Raw genomic sequence first — 16,531 nt, 5'->3', positions numbered from 1 at the left:
ATATCCTCGAGCGTGGCGCAGCTGGTTTGCTACGCTGCGCTCGCTCGGACGGACCTGGTCTTGGACCGGCTGCGCGAACGCCGTCGGCGGAACGCGTCTTAACCCCGCTCGAACAGGTTGAGCTTGATCGCGTCCTCCAGCAGCCGCACCTCCACTGCCTGCCCCCGGAAGGCCGGATCGAGGTCGTCGGCGGCACGATAGAGGCCGTCGATCGCCACCAGCTCGGGCTCGAACCGGCGGCACCAGATCCGCGCCGTCGGGTTCCCGGCCGCGCCCGCGATAGCGCGGCCGCGCAGGGCGCCGTAGACGTGGATCGAGCCCCCCGCGATGACCTCGGCGCCCGACGCTACGGCGCCCAGCACCGTGACGTCGCCTTCGAGGTGCAGCACGGTCTGGCCGGAGCGCACGGGCGCGTCGAGAATCAGCGAGCGGGCCGTCTCCTTGGCCGGCGGCTCGCTCTCCGAGGACGCGTCCGCGGCCGACTCGTCAGGAGTGGCGATCTCTCCCGCGGGCCGCCCGCCCGCCAGGGCCGGCGGTGTTCCGGAGTCCAGGAGCGACGGTGCGGCGCCCTCGATCCCCAGGACTGCGATGTGGCGGGCGGCCAGCTCGGCCAGCAACCCGTCGAGATCCTCGCGGGTGAGCCGCAATCCGGACAGGTCGAGGATCACGGGCCGGCCGGCGAAGAAGTTCGGAGCGCGGCGGTTCAGGGCATCGAGGTCACCAAACCAATCGGCCACCGGTGGTATCGGCGCCAGGACGGTGGCCATGAAGGAGCGGCCGCGGAAACGGATCGGCGGGCGCGCCGGCTCGGATGTCGGCTGGGTCACGGGCGTGTTCGGTGTCGCGGAAGGGATCGTCCGCATCCATGCGGCGGCGGCGCGTCGGGGGCAATCCCGCAACGTCTGGTGTGACGCCTTGGCGGGTCCGCGGACGCGTTTCTGTTGTAGAGAGAGCCGGCAGCCGAGCCGGACCGGACCGTTGAGCAGCGCCACCCCGCACGCCCCCATCCCCTTCGTCGTCGATGACCTCACCCGCGCCAACCAGCGGCGGGCGGCTGACCCGCGCGCCTCTGCCTGGGTCTCGGCCAATGCCGGCGCGGGCAAGACCAAGGTTCTCACTGACCGGGTGGTGCGGCTGCTCCTCGACGGCGCCCCCCCGGGCCGGATCCTCTGCCTGACCTTCACCAAGGCCGCCGCGGCCAACATGGCGATCCGCGTCTTCCGGCTCCTCGGCCGGTGGGTTACGCTGGATGACGAGGCCCTCGCGGCCGAACTCCTCGACCTCACCGGCGAGCGCGCCGGGTCCGAGCGCCTGCGGCTGGCCCGCCGCCTCTTCGCCCGGGCGGTGGAGACGCCGGGCGGCCTCAAGATCGAGACGCTGCACGCCCTGTGCGAGCGGCTGCTCCACATGTTCCCCTTCGAGGCGAACGTGCCGGCCCGCTTCGTGGTGCTCGACGAGGCCAAGGCCCGGGAAGTGTTCGACATCGAGATGGCCAACGTCCTGGCCGATGCCGTGGCGAACGGCGACACGCCCCTGAGCGCCGCTCTCTCGCGGGTCACGCCGGAAGCCACTGGCGACACCCTGCGGGCGGCGATCCGGTCGGCCATGCGTGCGCGGAGCTTCATCGGCGATGCCGCCGCCCTCGATCGGGCCTTCGGACGGCTGCACGGGGCGCTGGGGCTCGCGGCCGAGGAATCCGCCGAGCGGATCGAGGCCGCGATCCTCGAGGGCGGCCCCGGGTGCCGTCCGGAGGAGCGCGCCGCGCTGATCGCGGCGCTCCGCACCGGCAAGGCCAACGACGAGAAGCTCGCCGACGCCCTGGAGGCCGCCGAGGCCGAGCGGGTTCGCGCGACGGACCTTCCCGACCGAGCCGAGGCGCTGGCCCTCTACCGGTCGGTGTTCTTCACCCAGAAGGACGAGCCCAAGGCCGACAGCAGCCTCGGGACCAAGAGCGTGCCGGCCGGTGCCAAGGCGGCATTGCTCGCCGAGCGGGACCGGCTGGAGCCGCTGTTCGACCGCCTGCGCGCCGCGCGGGCCCATGCCCGCACGCAGGCGCTGTTCCAGATCGCCGCCGAGATCCACCGCCGCGTGGAAGCGCAGAAGGCGCGCCTCGGCGCCCTCGATTTCGACGACCTGATCCACAAGGCGCTGGACTTGCTCGGCCGCGTCGGGGCCGGCTGGGTCCTGTACAAGCTCGACCGCGGCATCGACCACGTCTTGGTCGACGAGGCGCAGGACACGAACCCGGAGCAATGGGCGATCCTGCGGGCGATCACGCAGGAATTCGCCGCCGGTGAGGGCGCCCGCTCCGGCAGCCGCACACGCTTCGCGGTGGGTGATCCCAAACAGTCGATCTACGGCTTCCAGGGGGCCGAGCCGCGGGAATTCGCCCTCACCCGCGCGTCCTGGATCGCGGAATCGCGCTCGGCCGGCCTGACCTTCGAGGACGTGCCGCTCACCCTGTCGTTCCGCTCGACCAGCCTCGTCCTGCGCGCGGTCGATGCGGTCTTCGCCCTCGACGCGCACAACGAGGGCCTGTCCTTCGAGGACACGGTCCGCACCACAGTCCATGCCAGCGCCCGGCCCGGCGCGCCCGGCGCGGTGGAACTGTGGCCGATCGCCGAGCCGGAGCCGACCGCGGAGCCGGATGCCTGGACCGCACCCGTGGACGCGCCGGAGACCAGCGCCCCCGCGATCGTCACCGCCCGCCGGGTGGCGCAGGCGGTGCGTAGCTGGACCAACACGGGCGACGCGACCGGCCGGATCTGGCGTCCCGGGGACGTCCTGATCCTGGTCCGGAAGCGTGGACCCGCCTTCGAGGAGGTGATCCGCGCCTTGAAGGGGCTGGGGGTCCCGGTCGCCGGGCAGGATCGGCTCGAGGTCTCCGCGCATATCGCCGTGGCCGATCTGGTCGCCGCCGGGCGGGCAGGCCTCCTGCCGGCCGACGACCTGACCCTCGCCACCGCCCTCAAGACACCGCTGGTCGGCCTCACCGACGAGGATCTCGTGCGGATCGCCGCCCGTCGCGACCTCGCCGAGACCCTCGAGGATGCCCTACACCGCCTTGCCGCCGCGGGCGACGCGGCGGCAAGGCGCGGGCTGGAAGCCCTGTCGAGCTGGATTGCCCTGGCGGGGCTCCACGGCCCATTCGGCTTCTACGCGCGGCTCCTCGGCCCGCAGGGCGGCCGGGCGAAGCTGGTGGCCCGGCTCGGCGGTGAGGCCGGGGATGCTATCGACGTCTTCCTCGCTGCCGCCGCCCAGGCAGAGACCGGCGAGGACGCCCCGTCCCTCGGGGGCTTCCTCGCCCGCTACGTCGGCGCCGAGGCCGGGCACACGGTCAAGCGCGACCTCGAATCGGGCCGGGACGAGGTCCGGGTGATGACGGTCCACGGTGCGAAGGGGCTGGAGGCGCCGGTCGTGGTGATCCTCGACGGATGCGAGCCCCTCGGCCGCAACGATCCCCCCCTGTTGCCGCTGCCGGAGACGGAGATCGCGCTGCCGCCGGTCTGGTCCGGCGGGCGGACCCAGGATTGCGCGGCGACCGATGCCGCGCGAGCCGCCCTGCTCGCCAAGGCTCGGCAGGAGCACAACCGTCTGCTCTACGTCGCCATGACCCGCGCGGCCGACCGGCTGATCGTGGCCCCGTTCCGCGGTCACGAGCGCGAGAGCGAGGCGGCGTGGTGCCGCATGATCCATGCCGGCCTCGAGGCGGCCCTCGGCGCAGGTCGGGCGCTGGATCTGCCCTACGGGCCGGCTTTTCTCTGGCAGGACGGTGCGACGCCGATTGCGGCAGTGGCGCCAGCGGCCTCCGCTCCCGCGCCGGATCCCGACCGGGATCCGGATTGGCTGCGCAGCCCGATCCCGTCTGAACCGGAGGTCCAGACCCTCAACCCGTCCGGCGCGCTTCAAGCGGCGGACGGCGCGCGCGTACCGCCACCGCGCCTCGCGGACGCACAGGCCCGGCGCCGTGGGATCCTCACGCACGCCTTGCTGCAGCACCTGCCCCGGGTCGAACCCGCTCGACGGGAGGCGGCCGGCCTCGCCTTCGTTCGGGCTCGCGCACCCGGCCTGCCGCACGCGGCCCCGCGCGCGATCGTCCGATCGGTGCTTCGCATCATCGGCGACCCGGCGCTGGCGCCCCTCTTCGCCCACGACGCCCGCGCGGAGGTGGCGCTTTCGGGGCGGGTTCGCGCGGCCGGCACGGAACGCGTAGTCCAGGGACGTGTCGATCGCTTGGCGGTGACGGCGGACACGGTGCGCATAGCCGATTTCAAGACCGGCCGCCCGCCCGAGCCCGGCGCGCCACTGCCAGCGGCGGAGGCCGGCCAGATAGCCCTCTACGCACGCCTCCTCGCGCAGATCTATCCGGATCGAATGATCCTGCCGATCCTGGTCTGGACGTCCGGTCCGGTGATCCGCGCCCTCGACCCCGATGACGTCACGGCGGCGCTGGACCAGGTCGGGATCGAGGCGTGACGGGGACTCGAATTTTCTCCACGCAGAGACGGTTCCCGCATGCGCCGCCGCACATCACGATGCGCCAGCGCGCCCGCGAGGGCGATCTGTCCGAGCGGCCGCGGCCAAGCCCAGGGCCGGGACTTCTTGACCGGGCGCCAGGCCGTCGCCAATTCTGGCAGGACCGCGCGGGCCCCTGCCCGTTCGACGCCGTCCGACGGACGGCGGCTTCCGAAAGGTGACGTTATGGCGACGGTGAAAGTAACCGACGCGAGCTTCGAGCAGGACGTTCTCAAGTCCGCCGAGCCCGTCGTGGTGGATTTCTGGGCGGAATGGTGCGGCCCGTGCCGTCAGATCGGTCCGGCGCTCGAGGAGATCGCCACCGACATGCAGGGCAAAGTGAAGATCGCCAAGGTCAACGTCGACGAGAACCCGCAGATCGCCGCCCAGTACGGCATCCGCTCGATCCCCACGCTGCTCCTGTTCAAGAACGGCGAGCGTGTGGACCAGAAGGTCGGCGCCGCCCCGAAGGGCGACCTGTCGCGCTGGATCGGCGCTCAGACCGCCTGAGCGGCTCGAAGCCTGCAGCAGACAAAAAGAAAGCCCGACCGCAAGGCCGGGCTTTCTCGGTTTCGAGCCCAAGTTATTTTTTCGGGATCCCGGTGCGAGGCCCGGGATCCCGTAGTCAGTCTTAGTACGAGCCGAACTTGTAGTTCAGGCCGGCGCGGACGACGGCGAAGGCGTTCTCGTTCCGGCTCGCGTTGGTGAGCGAGTAGACCGGCACGAGGCCGACCGGCGAGATCGCGGCGCCGACCAGCGGCAGCTGAGCGCGGCCGTTGTTGTTGTCGAGGTTCACGTACAGACCTTCCACCTTCAGCGTCACGGCCGAGGAGCGGAAGAAGTTCAGGAACGAGTCGGTGGGCAGAGCGTATTCGACACCGCCGCCGACCGTCCAGCCGGTCTTGAAGTCGTTCCGGCGGCCAGCGAAGTTCTGAAGGCCGACGCGGGCGCCGTCATCCGTGCCGGTGGCGTAAGCGAAGCCGCCGGTGGCGTACACGAGGGTGCGGTCGAAGGCGTAGCCGAGGCGGCCGCGGACGGTGCCGAAGAAGTCGATGGTGTTGAGGGTGCCGTTGACCGGGATGAAGCCCGGGTTGATCGCCGCAGCGTTGGTGGCGAAGCGGGCGCGACGGCCGAAGTCGAGGTACTGAGCGTCAGCCTCGAAGCCGATCACGGCGCCGTTGCCCGGGGTCAGCTGCCAGTTGTAGCCGATCTGGCCACCGCCCGAGAAACCTTCGCGGCTGTCGTTGCTGTAGGCCAGCGACGAGCCGAACGGGGCCAGGGCCTGGTAGGGGACGAGACCGCCCGGCACGAGAGCGACCGGATTACCGGGCGTCTGCACGAAGCCGCGGTTGGAGTTGCTGCTGGCGTCGAACGCGTAGCCGGCGTTGATACCGAAGTAGGCACCGGTCCAGGTGAACACCGGAACAGGGGTGAACACCGGCGGCGGCGCAGCGCGGCGCGGCAGGTCGGCGGCGGAAGCGGCGGCGGTGAGCGCGGTGAAAGCCGCGAGAGACGTGAGAAGCTTCTTCATTACTGTGATCCCCAGCATAAGCCCGATCGAGGGAGAAATTATGCGATCGGGCCCCGCGTGGATGTAGCCTAGCTGCCACAGCGGGAGGAAAGCGTGGCCGTAAGCCGGTCTCCATCCGGGCGATTGCGGCGAATCGACGGATATCCGAATGCAAAATCCGGACTTCGAAGATGTCCGGTATTCTTGCCAGCCGGTACACCGGTCGCGGTCGGCCCCGACGGACTGGATACGACTCAGACCGGCGGCGTGTCGTTGGCTGCGAGAACCATGCCGGCCAAGTAGAGGGATCCGCAGATCAGGATTCGCGGGGGCCGCTCGAAGGCAATGTCGCGCACCAGGGCGAGCGCCGCCTCGATGCTCGGCGCGGCGTAGGTCGAAAGGCCGACATCCTCGCCGATCCGCGCGACCTCCTCGGCCGGGCGCGCGGCCATCGTTCCGGTGATCGGGACAGCCACGAGAGCCCGGGCCAGACCGACGAAATTGCGCAGGAACCCGTCGGCATCCTTCGTGCCAAGCAGGCCGACCACGAGGACGAGCGGCACGTCGCTCTTCTCGCCGAGATCCGCCATGGCGGCCGCGAGGATCCGGCCGCCGTCGATGTTGTGGCCGCCGTCGAGCCAGAGCTCGGTGCCGGGATCGAGCTGGGCGGCGAGACGGCCGCGGCCAAGTCGCTGCAGCCGCCCCGGCCACTCGACCTCGGTCAGCCCACGCTCCAGGGCCGCTGTGCCGATATCGCCGAATCCGGCCGCGCGCAGGGCGGTGATCGCCGTGCCGGCATTGACCAGTTGATGGCGCCCGGCGAGGCGCGGCCGCGGCAGATCGAACAGGTCGGTCTCGTCCTGATAGACGAGGCGCCCGCGCTCCTCGTGCACGGAGAAGTCCTGGTTGCCCACGAGCAGCGGCTCGGCACCGATCGCCTCGGCACGGCGGCAGAGGACGGCATCGGCCTTGGCATAGTCCTGCGCGGCGATCACCGCCGGGCAGCCGCGCTTGAAGATCCCGGCCTTCTCGGTCGCGACCGATTCGACCGTGTCGCCGAGATACTCGGCGTGGTCGCGGCCGATCGGCGTCACCACCGCGCAGGCGGGCCGATCGATCACGTTGGTGGCGTCGAGCCGGCCGCCGAGACCGACCTCGAGCAGCAGTACGTCGGCCGGGCTCTCCGAGAAGAGCAGGAAGGCCGCCGCCGTCGTGATCTCGAACATGGTGATCGGCTCGCCGCCATTGGCGCTCTCACAGCGCGCGAAGGCGTCGGCGAGGCGATCCTCGTCCACGAAATGCCCGCCGCCGATCCCGCCGATGCGGATCCGCTCGTGGAAGCGGACGAGGTGCGGCGAGGTGTAGACATGGGCGGCCAGGCCTCCGGCCTCCAGGATCGACCGCATGAACGCGATGGTCGACCCCTTGCCGTTGGTGCCGGCCACGTGGATCACGGGCGGAAGGCGGCGCTCGGGATGGTTCAGCCGCGCGAGCAGCCGCTCGATGCGGCCCAACGACAGGTCGATGGTGCGGGGGTGGAGCGCCAGGAAGCGCGCCATCAGGGCGTCGGACGAGGCCATCGCCGGCTCAGGCCGCCTCGGAGGCCGCGGCCGGAGCGCCGGCCTGGGACACGTTGGTCAGGAGGCTGCAGAGACGCGTGATCGTCTCCTTGAGCTGGTGCCGGTGGACCACCTGATCGACCATGCCATGCTCGCGCAGGTATTCCGCCCTCTGGAAGCCGTCCGGCAGCTTCTCCCGGATCGTCTGCTCGATCACCCGCGGTCCCGCGAAGCAGATCAGGGCGCCCGGCTCGGCGAGGTGGACGTCGCCCAGCATCGCGTAGGAGGCGGTGACGCCGCCCGTGGTCGGATTCGTCAGCACCACGATGTATGGGAGCCGCGCCGCGTTGAGCCGTCGCACCGCCACGGTGGTCCGCGGCATCTGCATCAGGGAGAGAATTCCCTCCTGCATCCGCGCGCCGCCGGAGGCCGCAAACAGCACGTAGGGCGTGCGCTTCTCCAGCGCCGTCTCGGCGCCGCGTACGAAGGCCTCACCCGCCGCCATGCCCAGCGACCCGGCCATGAAGCCGAATTCCTGAGCGGCCAACGTCATCGGCAGGCCGCCGACCCGGCCGAAGCCGATCTTGAACGCGTCCTGCAGGCCGGTCTTGGTCCGGGCCTCCTTGAGCCGGTCGACGTAGCGCTTCTCGTCGCGGAACTTCAGCGGGTCGGGGACGACCTCGGGCAGGGCCACATCGATCCACGTGCCCTCGTCGAACATCATCTTCAGGCGCGCCTGAGCGCCCATCTTCAGGTGATGCTCGGAGCCGGGAATGACCCAGTGATTGGCCTCCACCTCCTTGTGGAACACCATCTGCCCCGTGTCTGGGCACTTGACCCAGAGGTTCTCGGGCGTCTCACGCTTGAACAAGGTCTTGATCCGGGGGCGCACCACCTCCGAGATCCAGTTCATAGGTTCGACCATCGACTTGCGTCCGTCCGCTTCAAGCCCGTGCAGATATCAGGTGCGGCGCATCCGGCCGCCAGGGGAGCCTGGTCCGTCAGGCGGCCCGTCCAACACCCGCCGACCGCACGCCCGCGGCGAGTTCGCGCACCAGCTCCGTCACCGCCCCGACGCTTCCGGCCTGCGGCCTGCCCTTGCCGTCAAGGGAGCGCACCAGGGCGTCCACGAGGGCAGAGCCGACCACGACACCGTCGGCGCCCTTGGCGATCGCCGCCGCGTGGGCGCCGGTCTTCACTCCGAAGCCCACGACGACGGGCAGCTCCGTGTGGCGCCGGATGCGGGCGACCGCCTCGGAGACCTTGCCGAAATCCGGCGTCGCCGTCCCGGTGATGCCGGTGATCGACACGTAGTAGACGAAGCCCGCCGTGTTCGCGAGGACGGCCGGCAGGCGCCGCTCGTCGGTGGTCGGCGTGGCGAGTCGGATGAAGGCGAGACCCTTGGCGAGAGCCGGCAGGCACAGCTCGGCATCCTCCTCGGGAGGGAGGTCGACGACGATCAGCCCGTCGACGCCGGCCGCCACCGCGTCGTCGAGGAAGCGGTCGACGCCGTAGGTGTGGATCGGGTTGTAGTAGCCCATCAGCACGATGGGCGTCGTGTCGTTGCCGGCGCGGAAGCGGCGTACGAGGTCGAGGGTGCCAGACACCGTCTGGCCCGCCTTGAGCGCCCGCAGGCCGGCGGCCTGGATCGCCGGGCCGTCCGCCATCGGGTCGGTGAACGGCAGGCCGAATTCCAGGATGTCGGCACCGGCGCCCGGCAGGGCCTTCAGGACCTCCAGCGAGGTCTCCGGATCGGGGTCGCCGGACATCACGTAGGTGACGAGGACGGACCGGTTCTCCGCGCGGGCACGGGCGAAGGTGGCGTCGATGCGGCTCGGCATGGTCGGTCGATATTCGCCTCTGCAGGGCCGCCGACGGCCCGGGGTTGCACCCGCGCTACACCAAAGGCATCGGCCCGTGAAGCGGGCGAGCCTCCGGCGACCGCGCTGCGGCGCGGGACGGCGCCGGCCCCAAGGCTTGGCCCCCAGCGAGATACGGCCATGCGCGCGGGTCTGTTGCCGTAACGACGGCGGCCGCCTAGCAGTCCCGCATGTCCGAGAGATCCCTACCGTCTCGCGCCCTGGCCGCGCTCCTGTTCGACATGGACGGAACGTTGATTAGCTCGATCGCCTCTGCGGAGCGGATCTGGTCGCGCTGGGCGGAGGCGCACGGCCTCGACGTAGCGACCTTCCTGCCGACGATCCACGGCGTGCAATCGGTCGAGACGATCCGTCGGCTGAACCTGCCGGGCGTGGATCCCGTCGCCGAGGCCACCGCGATCACGGAGGCCGAGATGGAGGAAGTCGACGACATCGTCGCGATCGAGGGCGCGCGGACCTTCCTGGAGGCGCTACCGCGCGACCGCTGGGCGATCGTCACCTCGGCGCCCCGGCGGCTGGCGGAGCGCCGCCTCGCGGCGGCCGGCATGCCGGTCCCCGATTTGCTGGTGGCCGCCGAGGACGTGGCGCAGGGGAAGCCCGCCCCGGATTGCTTCCTGATGGCGGCCGAGCGCCTCGGCGTCGCGGCGTCGGACTGCCTCGTCTTCGAGGACGCCCCGGCTGGCATCCGGGCGGCGGAAGCCGCGGGCGCGGGCGTTGTGGTGGTCACCGCGACCCATCGCGAGCCGGTGAGGACCGGTCATCCGGCGATCACGGACTACATCCGGCTCGGCGTCTCCGCGGAGCGGGACGGGATCCGGGTGACACGGACCGCCTGAGCCTTTCCAAGCCGGCCGCGGCCCCGCTGGCGGCCGGTACCGCCTGGTCGTATCGCCCGCAGGCGCCGCGCGGCGCGAGGCATCCGGGCGGAGGGTTAGGCCATGGCAATGATCGATCGGCGTCGCGTGCTCGGGGCAGTCGCGACCGGCGCCGCCGCGGGCCTCGCCCCCGCCGCGGCCGCCGAGGCGCAGCCGGGCCCGCTGTTCCCGCTGCCGCAGGCGACCATCCCGATCCTGGGCGAGGCGCAGGGCTTCCCGGTCCGCAGGATCTATTGCATCGGCCGCAACTACGCGGCCCATGCCCGCGAGATGGGCTCCGACCCCTCGCGCGAGCCGCCTTTCTTCTTCCAGAAGCCAGCCGATGCCGTGCAGGTCGTCGCGGGCGGCGTCGCCGACCATCCCTACCCGTCGCTGACCCAGAACTACCACCACGAGATCGAGCTCGTCGCCGTGCTGAAGTCGGGCGGGCGGGACATCCCGGCCGCGCAGGCGCTCGACCACGTCTACGGCTATGCCACCGGTCTCGACATGACCCGCCGGGATCTCCAGCGCGGCATGGGCAACCAGAAGAAGCCCTGGGAGATCGGCAAGAGCTTCGACCATTCCGCGCCGCTCACGCCGATCCTTCCCGTCGCCCAGGCCGGCCATCCGGGGCGCGGGCGGATCCGACTCGCCGTGAACGGCACCGTGCGGCAGGACGCCAACCTGTCGGACATGATCTGGTCGGTGGCCGAACAGATCGCGGAGCTGTCGCGAGCCTTCGAGCTCCAGGCCGGCGACATCGTCTTCTCCGGCACGCCCGAGAATGTCGGGCCGGTCGTCCGCGGAGACGTGCTCGCGGGCTCGATCGAGGGCCTGCCGGACCTTTCGATCCGCATCGTGTGAGGCAGCCCGCGGGGACCCGGGCACGGTGGGGCGTTGACTTTTCCTGCCGGCATCGCGGCTTTATCCGGTACGGATCCGCGGGGGCAGGAGCAGCGCGCGTATGACCAAGCCCAACGGCGTGCCGCCGAACCTCTTCGAGACCGCCGAGGGCCGCCGTCTCGTGGAGGCGCGCTCCGATCCGGCCTGGCGCCGCTGGGGATCGTATCTCAGCGACCGGCAATGGGGCACGGTGCGGGAGGATTACAGCCCGAAGGGCGACGCCTGGGATTACTTGCCCCACGACCACGCCCGGTCGCGCGCCTATCGCTGGGGCGAGGATGGCATCGGCGGCTTTGGCGATCGCCACCTGAACTGGTGTCTATCGCTGGCCCTGTGGAACGGGCGGGACCCAATTCTGAAGGAGCGCCTGTTCGGCCTGACCAACCAGGAAGGTAATCACGGCGAAGACGTCAAGGAACTCTACTACTATCTCGACGGGGTCCCGACCCACGCCTTCATGCGGATGCTGTACAAGTACCCGCAGGCGGCCTTCCCCTACGAGCACCTGGTCGAGGAGAATGCGCGGCGCGACCTCGACGACCCGGAATTCGAGCTCCTCGACACCGGCCTGTTCGACGAAGGCCGCTACTTTGACATCGAGATCGCCTACGCCAAGGCCGCGCCCGACGACATTCTGATGCGGGTCACCGCCACCAATCGCGGCCCGGGCGCCGCGGACCTGACGCTGCTGCCGCAGCTCTGGGCGCGCAACACATGGTCGTGGAAGCAGGGCACGCCGAAGCCGGAGCTGATGGCTGGCTCGGAGGGCTCGGTCTGGGCGCGCCATCCCGAGATGCCTACCTTCCGCTTCTTCGCCGAGGGCGCGGGCGAGTTGCTGTTCACCGAGAACGAGACGAACACGCACCGGCTGTTCGGCAGCGGGCCGGCCGAGGGCTTCTACAAGGACGGGATCGACCGGTGCGTGGTGGGCGGCGACCGGGCCGCCGTCAACGCCCTGTCGGGCACCAAATGCGCCGCCCGCTACGACCTGCAGCTCGGCCCCGGCGAGACGCGCACCCTGCGCCTGCGCTTGCGCGCCGAGACGGCGCCGGGCGAGCCCTTCGCGGATTTCGACGCCGTCTTCGCCGCCCGTGAGGCCGAGGCCGACGATTTCTACGGGGCGCTGCAGGCGCCAATCGCCGATCCCGAGATGCGGCTGGTGCAGCGGCAGGCGCTCGCCGGCATGCTCTGGTCGAAGCAGCTCTACCATTACGACGTGCGCGAGTGGCTCGCCGGCGACCCCGCGCAGCCCGCGCCGGCGCCGGAGCGGCGGCACGGCCGCAACAGCGACTGGACGCATCTGCGCGCGAACGACATCATCTCGATGCCGGATGCCTGGGAATACCCCTGGTTCGCCTCCTGGGACCTCGCCCTCCAGGCAATCGTGTTCGGGCTCATCGATCCCGACTTCGCCAAGAACCAGCTCCTGCTCCTGGTCGACGAAGCCTATACCCACCCGAACGCCGCGCTGCCGGCCTACGAGTGGGGCTTCGGGGACGCCAATCCGCCGGTCCACGCGATGGCCGCATGGCGGGTGTTCGAGCTGGACCGGGGGCTGACCGGCACGCCGGACCACGCTTTCCTCAAGCGGATCTTCAACAAGCTGACCCTGAACTTCACTTGGTGGGTGAATCGCAAGGATTCCGACGACCGCAACCTGTTCCAGGGCGGATTCCTCGGCCTCGACAATATCGGCATCTTCGACCGGTCGAAGCCGGTCGGCGACGGCGCTACGCTGACCCAGTCCGACGCGACAGCCTGGATGGCGACTTACGCCCTCAACCTGATGCGGATCGCCATCGAGCTGGCCCTCGACGATCCGACCTTCGAGGACATGGCGGAGAAGTTCTTCGAGCACTTCCTCCTCATCGCCGGCGCTACCGGCGCGGGCGTGTGGGACGAGCCGGACGGCTTCTTCTACGACGTGATCGAGACAAGCGACGGGCAGCGCCTGCCCATCCGCGCCCGGACCATGGTCGGCCTGATCCCGATCTTCGCGGTGGCGGTGATCAACGAGTGCGACCTCGCGCGGCTGCCGTCCCTGCGCAGCCGGATGGTGTTCTTCCTCAGGAACCGCCCGGACCTCGCGACCCTTGTCTCGCGCTGGAACGAGCCCGGCGAAGGCCAGACGGTTCTGCTGTCGCTCCTGCGCGGGCACCGGTTGAAGGCTCTGCTCAGCCGCGCCCTCGATCCGAACGAATTCCTCTCGGATTTCGGGCTGCGCGCCGTGTCCCGCGTCTACGCCGACAAGCCGTTCTGCTTCGCGTGGAACGGGCGGGACCTGGGGCTCGCCTACGAGCCGGCCGAGTCGCGCTCGCGCCTGTTCGGCGGCAACTCGAACTGGCGGGGCCCGGTCTGGATGCCGGTCAACTACCTGCTCATCGCCGGATTGAACCGCTTCCACGACTATTACGGCCCGGATTTCCGCGTCGAGGCGCCGACCGGGTCGGGCCGGACCTACGCCCTGCGCGAGATTGCTGCCCACCTGTCACGGCGCCTGATCGGCCTCTCGACACGCGGTGCGGACGGGCAGCGGCCCGTCTACGGCGACAGCCGGATTGAACAGGAAGATCCGCATTTCCGCGATCTGGTCCTGTTCTACGAATACTATCACGGCGATACCGGCCGCGGGGTCGGCGCGTCGCACCAGACCGGCTGGTCGGGCCTCGTGGCTCTGCTCATCCAAGAAGTGGCGACCGCGGCCGCCGAGGCGCCGGGCCCCGGCTGGCCCTGACAGCCCGGTCGCCGGTGCGCCGCACCGGCGGCCGAAGCCCCCGCTATTCCGCGGCAGACTGCATCCGCTGGCGCTGTCCCTGCCCGATCCGGCGGGAGATCATCGAGCGGCGGGCGCTATAGGCCGCGGAGACCAGCGGGTAATCGACCGGAAGTCCCCACTTCGCCTTGTAGACCTCGGGCGTCAGGCCGCGCATCGTCAGGTGCCGCCGCAGAGCCTTGTAGGGCTTGCCGTCCTCGAAGCTGATGAGCGTGTCGGGTCGGATTGAGTCGCGGATCTGGGCCTCAGTCGGGCGCCTGACCTGTGGCTCCGCATGCTTGCGCAAGGCGGTGAGCGAGTGGTGAACCTCAAAGAGCAGGTCGGGCAGCGTTCCCGCGGGAATGTTGTTGCGCGTGACGTAGGCACTCAAGATTTTCGCGGCCAGTTCGACGCTCAGCAATCTCATCTGCATGGTCGTCACCTCGATTCGGCGTGGATCGGATGTGGCTCTCGTTGGGTTTCGTCGGGTTCCGCACCGTCGACCGCAGCTTGATGTCCCGGAACAATGGTGGGTGCGGCCGGAAGCGGCGAACAGGGGCATTATGCGCCAGACCGCCGCTACCACAACCGGGCCGCGCATTCCTTGCGACAATATTTCTACCGGGGATTGAGACCTTCGGTCATCGACGAAGCAGCGGATGCGTCGTTGTTCGGGCCGGAGTGCGGTATTGAGCACTTGCCTGCCGTTCAGGGCACGATGGAGAATTGGAACACATGGAGGCCCTGGTCGTCGGAGCGGGCGTCGTCGGACTTGCCATCGGGCGAGCCCTGGCGCTGCGCGGGCACGCCGTCGTCGTGGCGGAAACCGAGGACGCTTTCGGAACCGGGGTCTCAGCCCGCAGCTCGGAGGTGATCCATGCCGGCATGTATTATCCAAGCGGATCGGAGCGGGCGCACCACTGCGTCGCGGGTGCCCGCCGGCTGTACAGCTTTTGCGAGAGTCACGGTGTCCCGCATCGCGCCTGCGGCAAGCTGATCGTCGCGTCCGACGACGCGGAAGCCGAGAAGATCGCGGCGATCCGCCGACAGGGCGAGGCCAACGGCGTCATGGGCCTGGAGCTTCTCGACGCAGACGCGGCCCGGCGCCTGGAGCCCAATCTTACCTGCACGGTGGCGCTCCATTCGCCGCGCACCGGCATCGTAGACAGCCACGCGCTGATGCTCGCCCTGCTCGGCGAGATCGAGGATCACGGCGGCGCCCTCGCGCTGCGCACTCCGGTCGCGGGTCTCATGCGACGCGACGGGCAGTGGCAGGCCGCCTTCGGAGGCGCCGAGCCCGGCACAATGGCGTTCGACGCGGTTATCAACGCCGCGAGCTTCGGCGCGCCGGTTCTCGCATCGCGCACCGAGGGCTATCCAGCCGAGCGCGTCCCGACGCTGCGCCTCGCCCGCGGCAACTACTTCGGCTGCGCCGGCAAGCCGGCCTTCTCGCGGCTGATCTACCCGGCGCCGCGGATCGACGGCGGCCTCGGCATCCACCTGACCCTCGATCTCGCCGGTCGTACCCGCTTCGGGCCCGACGTGGAATGGGTGGACGGGTTCGACTACCAGGTCGATCCGCAGCGCGCCGAGGCCTTCTACGGTGCGATCCGGCGCTACTGGCCCGCCCTGCCGGATGGTGCGCTCTACCCGGACTATGCCGGCCTGCGTCCGAAGCTGACCGGGCCGGGCGAGCCGGCAGCCGATTTCTGGATCGACGGACCGGCCGAGCACGGATTATCGGGCCTCGTGCACCTGTTCGGGATCGAGAGCCCGGGCCTGACCTCCAGCCTGTCGCTCGCCGAGGCCGTGGCCGATCGGCTGGACGCCTGACGCTTCAGAACAGCAAGTGGAGCGCCAGCGGGGCGAGGATCGCCGTCAGGAAGGCGTTCAGACCCATGGCGATGCCCGCGAAGGTCCCGGCCACCTCGCTGACCTGGAAGGCCCGCGCCGTCCCGATGCCGTGGGCCGCGAGCCCGGCCGCGAAGCCCCGGGCACGCATGTCGCGGATGCGCACGAGGTTCATCATCGGCGTCACGAGGATCGCCCCGATGATCCCGGTGAGGATCACCAGGATCGCCGTGAGCGTCGGGTCGCCGCCCAGCGCCTCGGCAATGCCCATCGCCACGCCCGAGGTCACGGATTTCGGAGCGAGCGAGACGAGGATCGGCTGCGGGATGTCGAGGAGCCGCGCCAGACCGATCACGACGGCGAGCGTGGTGGCCGAGCCCGCCGCGAGGGCCGCCAGCATGGGCGCCAACGCGCGCAGAACCGTGGCCCGCCGCTCGTATAGGGGCATCGCCAGCACCACGGTGGCGGGTCCGAGCAGGAAGTGGACGAATTGTGCGCCCTCAAAATAGGCCGGATAGGGCGTCTCGGTGGCGGACAGGACCGCGCCGACCAGCGCGACAGTGATGAGCACGGGGTTGGCGATCGGGTGCCGCCCGGTCGCGGCGGCGATCCGATCCGCCAGCACGTAGGCGGTCAGCGTCACGGTCAGCCACAGGAGCGGCGTCTTGGCGAGATAGACCCAGAGCGAGAAGTCGCCGCCCATG

13 protein-coding genes are annotated in these 16,531 nt (G+C 70.3%); 6 read left to right on the top strand and 7 right to left on the bottom strand.

All coding sequences use genetic code 11. The features are described 5' to 3' along the window. Positions 1-98 precede the first annotated feature (98 nt). On the bottom strand, positions 99-863 hold the full coding sequence (gene minC, locus CIW48_RS12345; protein ID WP_149311040.1) for a septum site-determining protein MinC: 765 nt from the start codon (positions 861-863) through the stop codon (positions 99-101). Positions 864-978: 115 nt separating this feature from the next. Here minC and addA point away from each other — a divergent pair, with 115 nt between their 5' ends. Both addA and trxA read left to right on the top strand, forming a co-directional pair. Further along, positions 979-4,476: a double-strand break repair helicase AddA gene (addA, locus tag CIW48_RS12340; protein WP_149311039.1), complete on the top strand. Its 3,498-nt coding sequence runs from the start codon at positions 979-981 to the stop codon at positions 4,474-4,476. Positions 4,477-4,701: 225 nt separating this feature from the next. Then, complete coding sequence (gene trxA / locus CIW48_RS12335; RefSeq protein WP_091781096.1) at positions 4,702-5,025, top strand: thioredoxin; 324 nt, start codon at positions 4,702-4,704, stop codon at positions 5,023-5,025. A 121-nt stretch (positions 5,026-5,146) separates the two neighbouring features. Here the strand turns inward: trxA and CIW48_RS12330 are convergent, their stop codons facing one another. From CIW48_RS12330 to trpA, 4 genes are all read right to left on the bottom strand, one after another. Further along, on the bottom strand, positions 5,147-6,046 hold the full coding sequence (locus tag CIW48_RS12330; protein WP_091781093.1) for a porin family protein: 900 nt from the start codon (positions 6,044-6,046) through the stop codon (positions 5,147-5,149). 233 nt (positions 6,047-6,279) lie between these two features. After that, positions 6,280-7,605: a folylpolyglutamate synthase/dihydrofolate synthase family protein gene (locus CIW48_RS12325; RefSeq protein ID WP_149311038.1), complete on the bottom strand. Its 1,326-nt coding sequence runs from the start codon at positions 7,603-7,605 to the stop codon at positions 6,280-6,282. Between the two features lie 7 nt (positions 7,606-7,612). After that, positions 7,613-8,509: an acetyl-CoA carboxylase, carboxyltransferase subunit beta gene (accD, locus tag CIW48_RS12320; RefSeq protein ID WP_149311037.1), complete on the bottom strand. Its 897-nt coding sequence runs from the start codon at positions 8,507-8,509 to the stop codon at positions 7,613-7,615. A 76-nt stretch (positions 8,510-8,585) separates the two neighbouring features. Beyond that, positions 8,586-9,425 (bottom strand): tryptophan synthase subunit alpha, encoded by an 840-nt coding sequence (gene trpA / locus CIW48_RS12315; protein ID WP_149311036.1) that lies wholly within the window; start codon positions 9,423-9,425, stop codon positions 8,586-8,588. Between the two features lie 209 nt (positions 9,426-9,634). Between trpA and CIW48_RS12310 the strand changes: the two genes are divergently transcribed. From CIW48_RS12310 to CIW48_RS12300, 3 genes are all read left to right on the top strand, one after another. Next, positions 9,635-10,300, top strand: coding sequence for an HAD-IA family hydrolase (locus tag CIW48_RS12310; protein WP_149311035.1), 666 nt, complete (start codon positions 9,635-9,637; stop codon positions 10,298-10,300). Between the two features lie 102 nt (positions 10,301-10,402). Next, entirely contained in the window at positions 10,403-11,185 is a 783-nt protein-coding gene (locus tag CIW48_RS12305; RefSeq protein WP_149311034.1) for a fumarylacetoacetate hydrolase family protein, read from the top strand. A gap of 100 nt (positions 11,186-11,285) precedes the next feature. Then, positions 11,286-13,958, top strand: a complete 2,673-nt coding sequence (locus CIW48_RS12300; RefSeq protein WP_149311033.1) for a glucosidase — start codon at positions 11,286-11,288, stop codon at positions 13,956-13,958. Positions 13,959-14,001: 43 nt separating this feature from the next. Here the strand turns inward: CIW48_RS12300 and CIW48_RS12295 are convergent, their stop codons facing one another. Further along, complete coding sequence (locus CIW48_RS12295) at positions 14,002-14,409, bottom strand: MucR family transcriptional regulator (protein WP_149311032.1); 408 nt, start codon at positions 14,407-14,409, stop codon at positions 14,002-14,004. Positions 14,410-14,711: 302 nt separating this feature from the next. Between CIW48_RS12295 and CIW48_RS12290 the strand changes: the two genes are divergently transcribed. After that, entirely contained in the window at positions 14,712-15,809 is a 1,098-nt protein-coding gene (locus tag CIW48_RS12290; protein WP_149311031.1) for an NAD(P)/FAD-dependent oxidoreductase, read from the top strand. A gap of 4 nt (positions 15,810-15,813) precedes the next feature. Here CIW48_RS12290 and CIW48_RS12285 read toward each other — a convergent pair whose 3' ends face one another. Continuing rightward, the gene (locus CIW48_RS12285) at positions 15,814-16,530 is read right to left on the bottom strand and encodes an LrgB family protein (RefSeq protein WP_149311030.1); all 717 of its coding nucleotides are present in this window, start codon (positions 16,528-16,530) and stop codon (positions 15,814-15,816) included. Between the last annotated feature and the right edge of the window lies 1 nt (position 16,531).

This window comes from Methylobacterium sp. P1-11 (genome assembly GCF_008329595.1).
GTDB lineage: Bacteria > Pseudomonadota > Alphaproteobacteria > Rhizobiales > Beijerinckiaceae > Methylobacterium.
Note: the sequence above shows the minus strand (reverse complement) of the source record. Positions and strands in the feature narration are given on the sequence as shown.

Coding starts and splice junctions, on each gene's coding strand:
- minC (WP_149311040.1), bottom strand. CDS start 863: ATGCGGACGATCCCTTCCGCGACACCGAACACGCCCGTGACCCAGCCG.
- trxA (WP_091781096.1), top strand. CDS start 4,702: ATGGCGACGGTGAAAGTAACCGACGCGAGCTTCGAGCAGGACGTTCTC.
- CIW48_RS12330 (WP_091781093.1), bottom strand. CDS start 6,046: ATGAAGAAGCTTCTCACGTCTCTCGCGGCTTTCACCGCGCTCACCGCC.
- CIW48_RS12325 (WP_149311038.1), bottom strand. CDS start 7,605: ATGGCCTCGTCCGACGCCCTGATGGCGCGCTTCCTGGCGCTCCACCCC.
- accD (WP_149311037.1), bottom strand. CDS start 8,509: ATGGTCGAACCTATGAACTGGATCTCGGAGGTGGTGCGCCCCCGGATC.
- trpA (WP_149311036.1), bottom strand. CDS start 9,425: ATGCCGAGCCGCATCGACGCCACCTTCGCCCGTGCCCGCGCGGAGAAC.
- CIW48_RS12310 (WP_149311035.1), top strand. CDS start 9,635: ATGTCCGAGAGATCCCTACCGTCTCGCGCCCTGGCCGCGCTCCTGTTC.
- CIW48_RS12305 (WP_149311034.1), top strand. CDS start 10,403: ATGGCAATGATCGATCGGCGTCGCGTGCTCGGGGCAGTCGCGACCGGC.
- CIW48_RS12300 (WP_149311033.1), top strand. CDS start 11,286: ATGACCAAGCCCAACGGCGTGCCGCCGAACCTCTTCGAGACCGCCGAG.
- CIW48_RS12295 (WP_149311032.1), bottom strand. CDS start 14,409: ATGCAGATGAGATTGCTGAGCGTCGAACTGGCCGCGAAAATCTTGAGT.
- CIW48_RS12290 (WP_149311031.1), top strand. CDS start 14,712: ATGGAGGCCCTGGTCGTCGGAGCGGGCGTCGTCGGACTTGCCATCGGG.
- CIW48_RS12285 (WP_149311030.1), bottom strand. CDS start 16,530: ATGGGCGGCGACTTCTCGCTCTGGGTCTATCTCGCCAAGACGCCGCTC.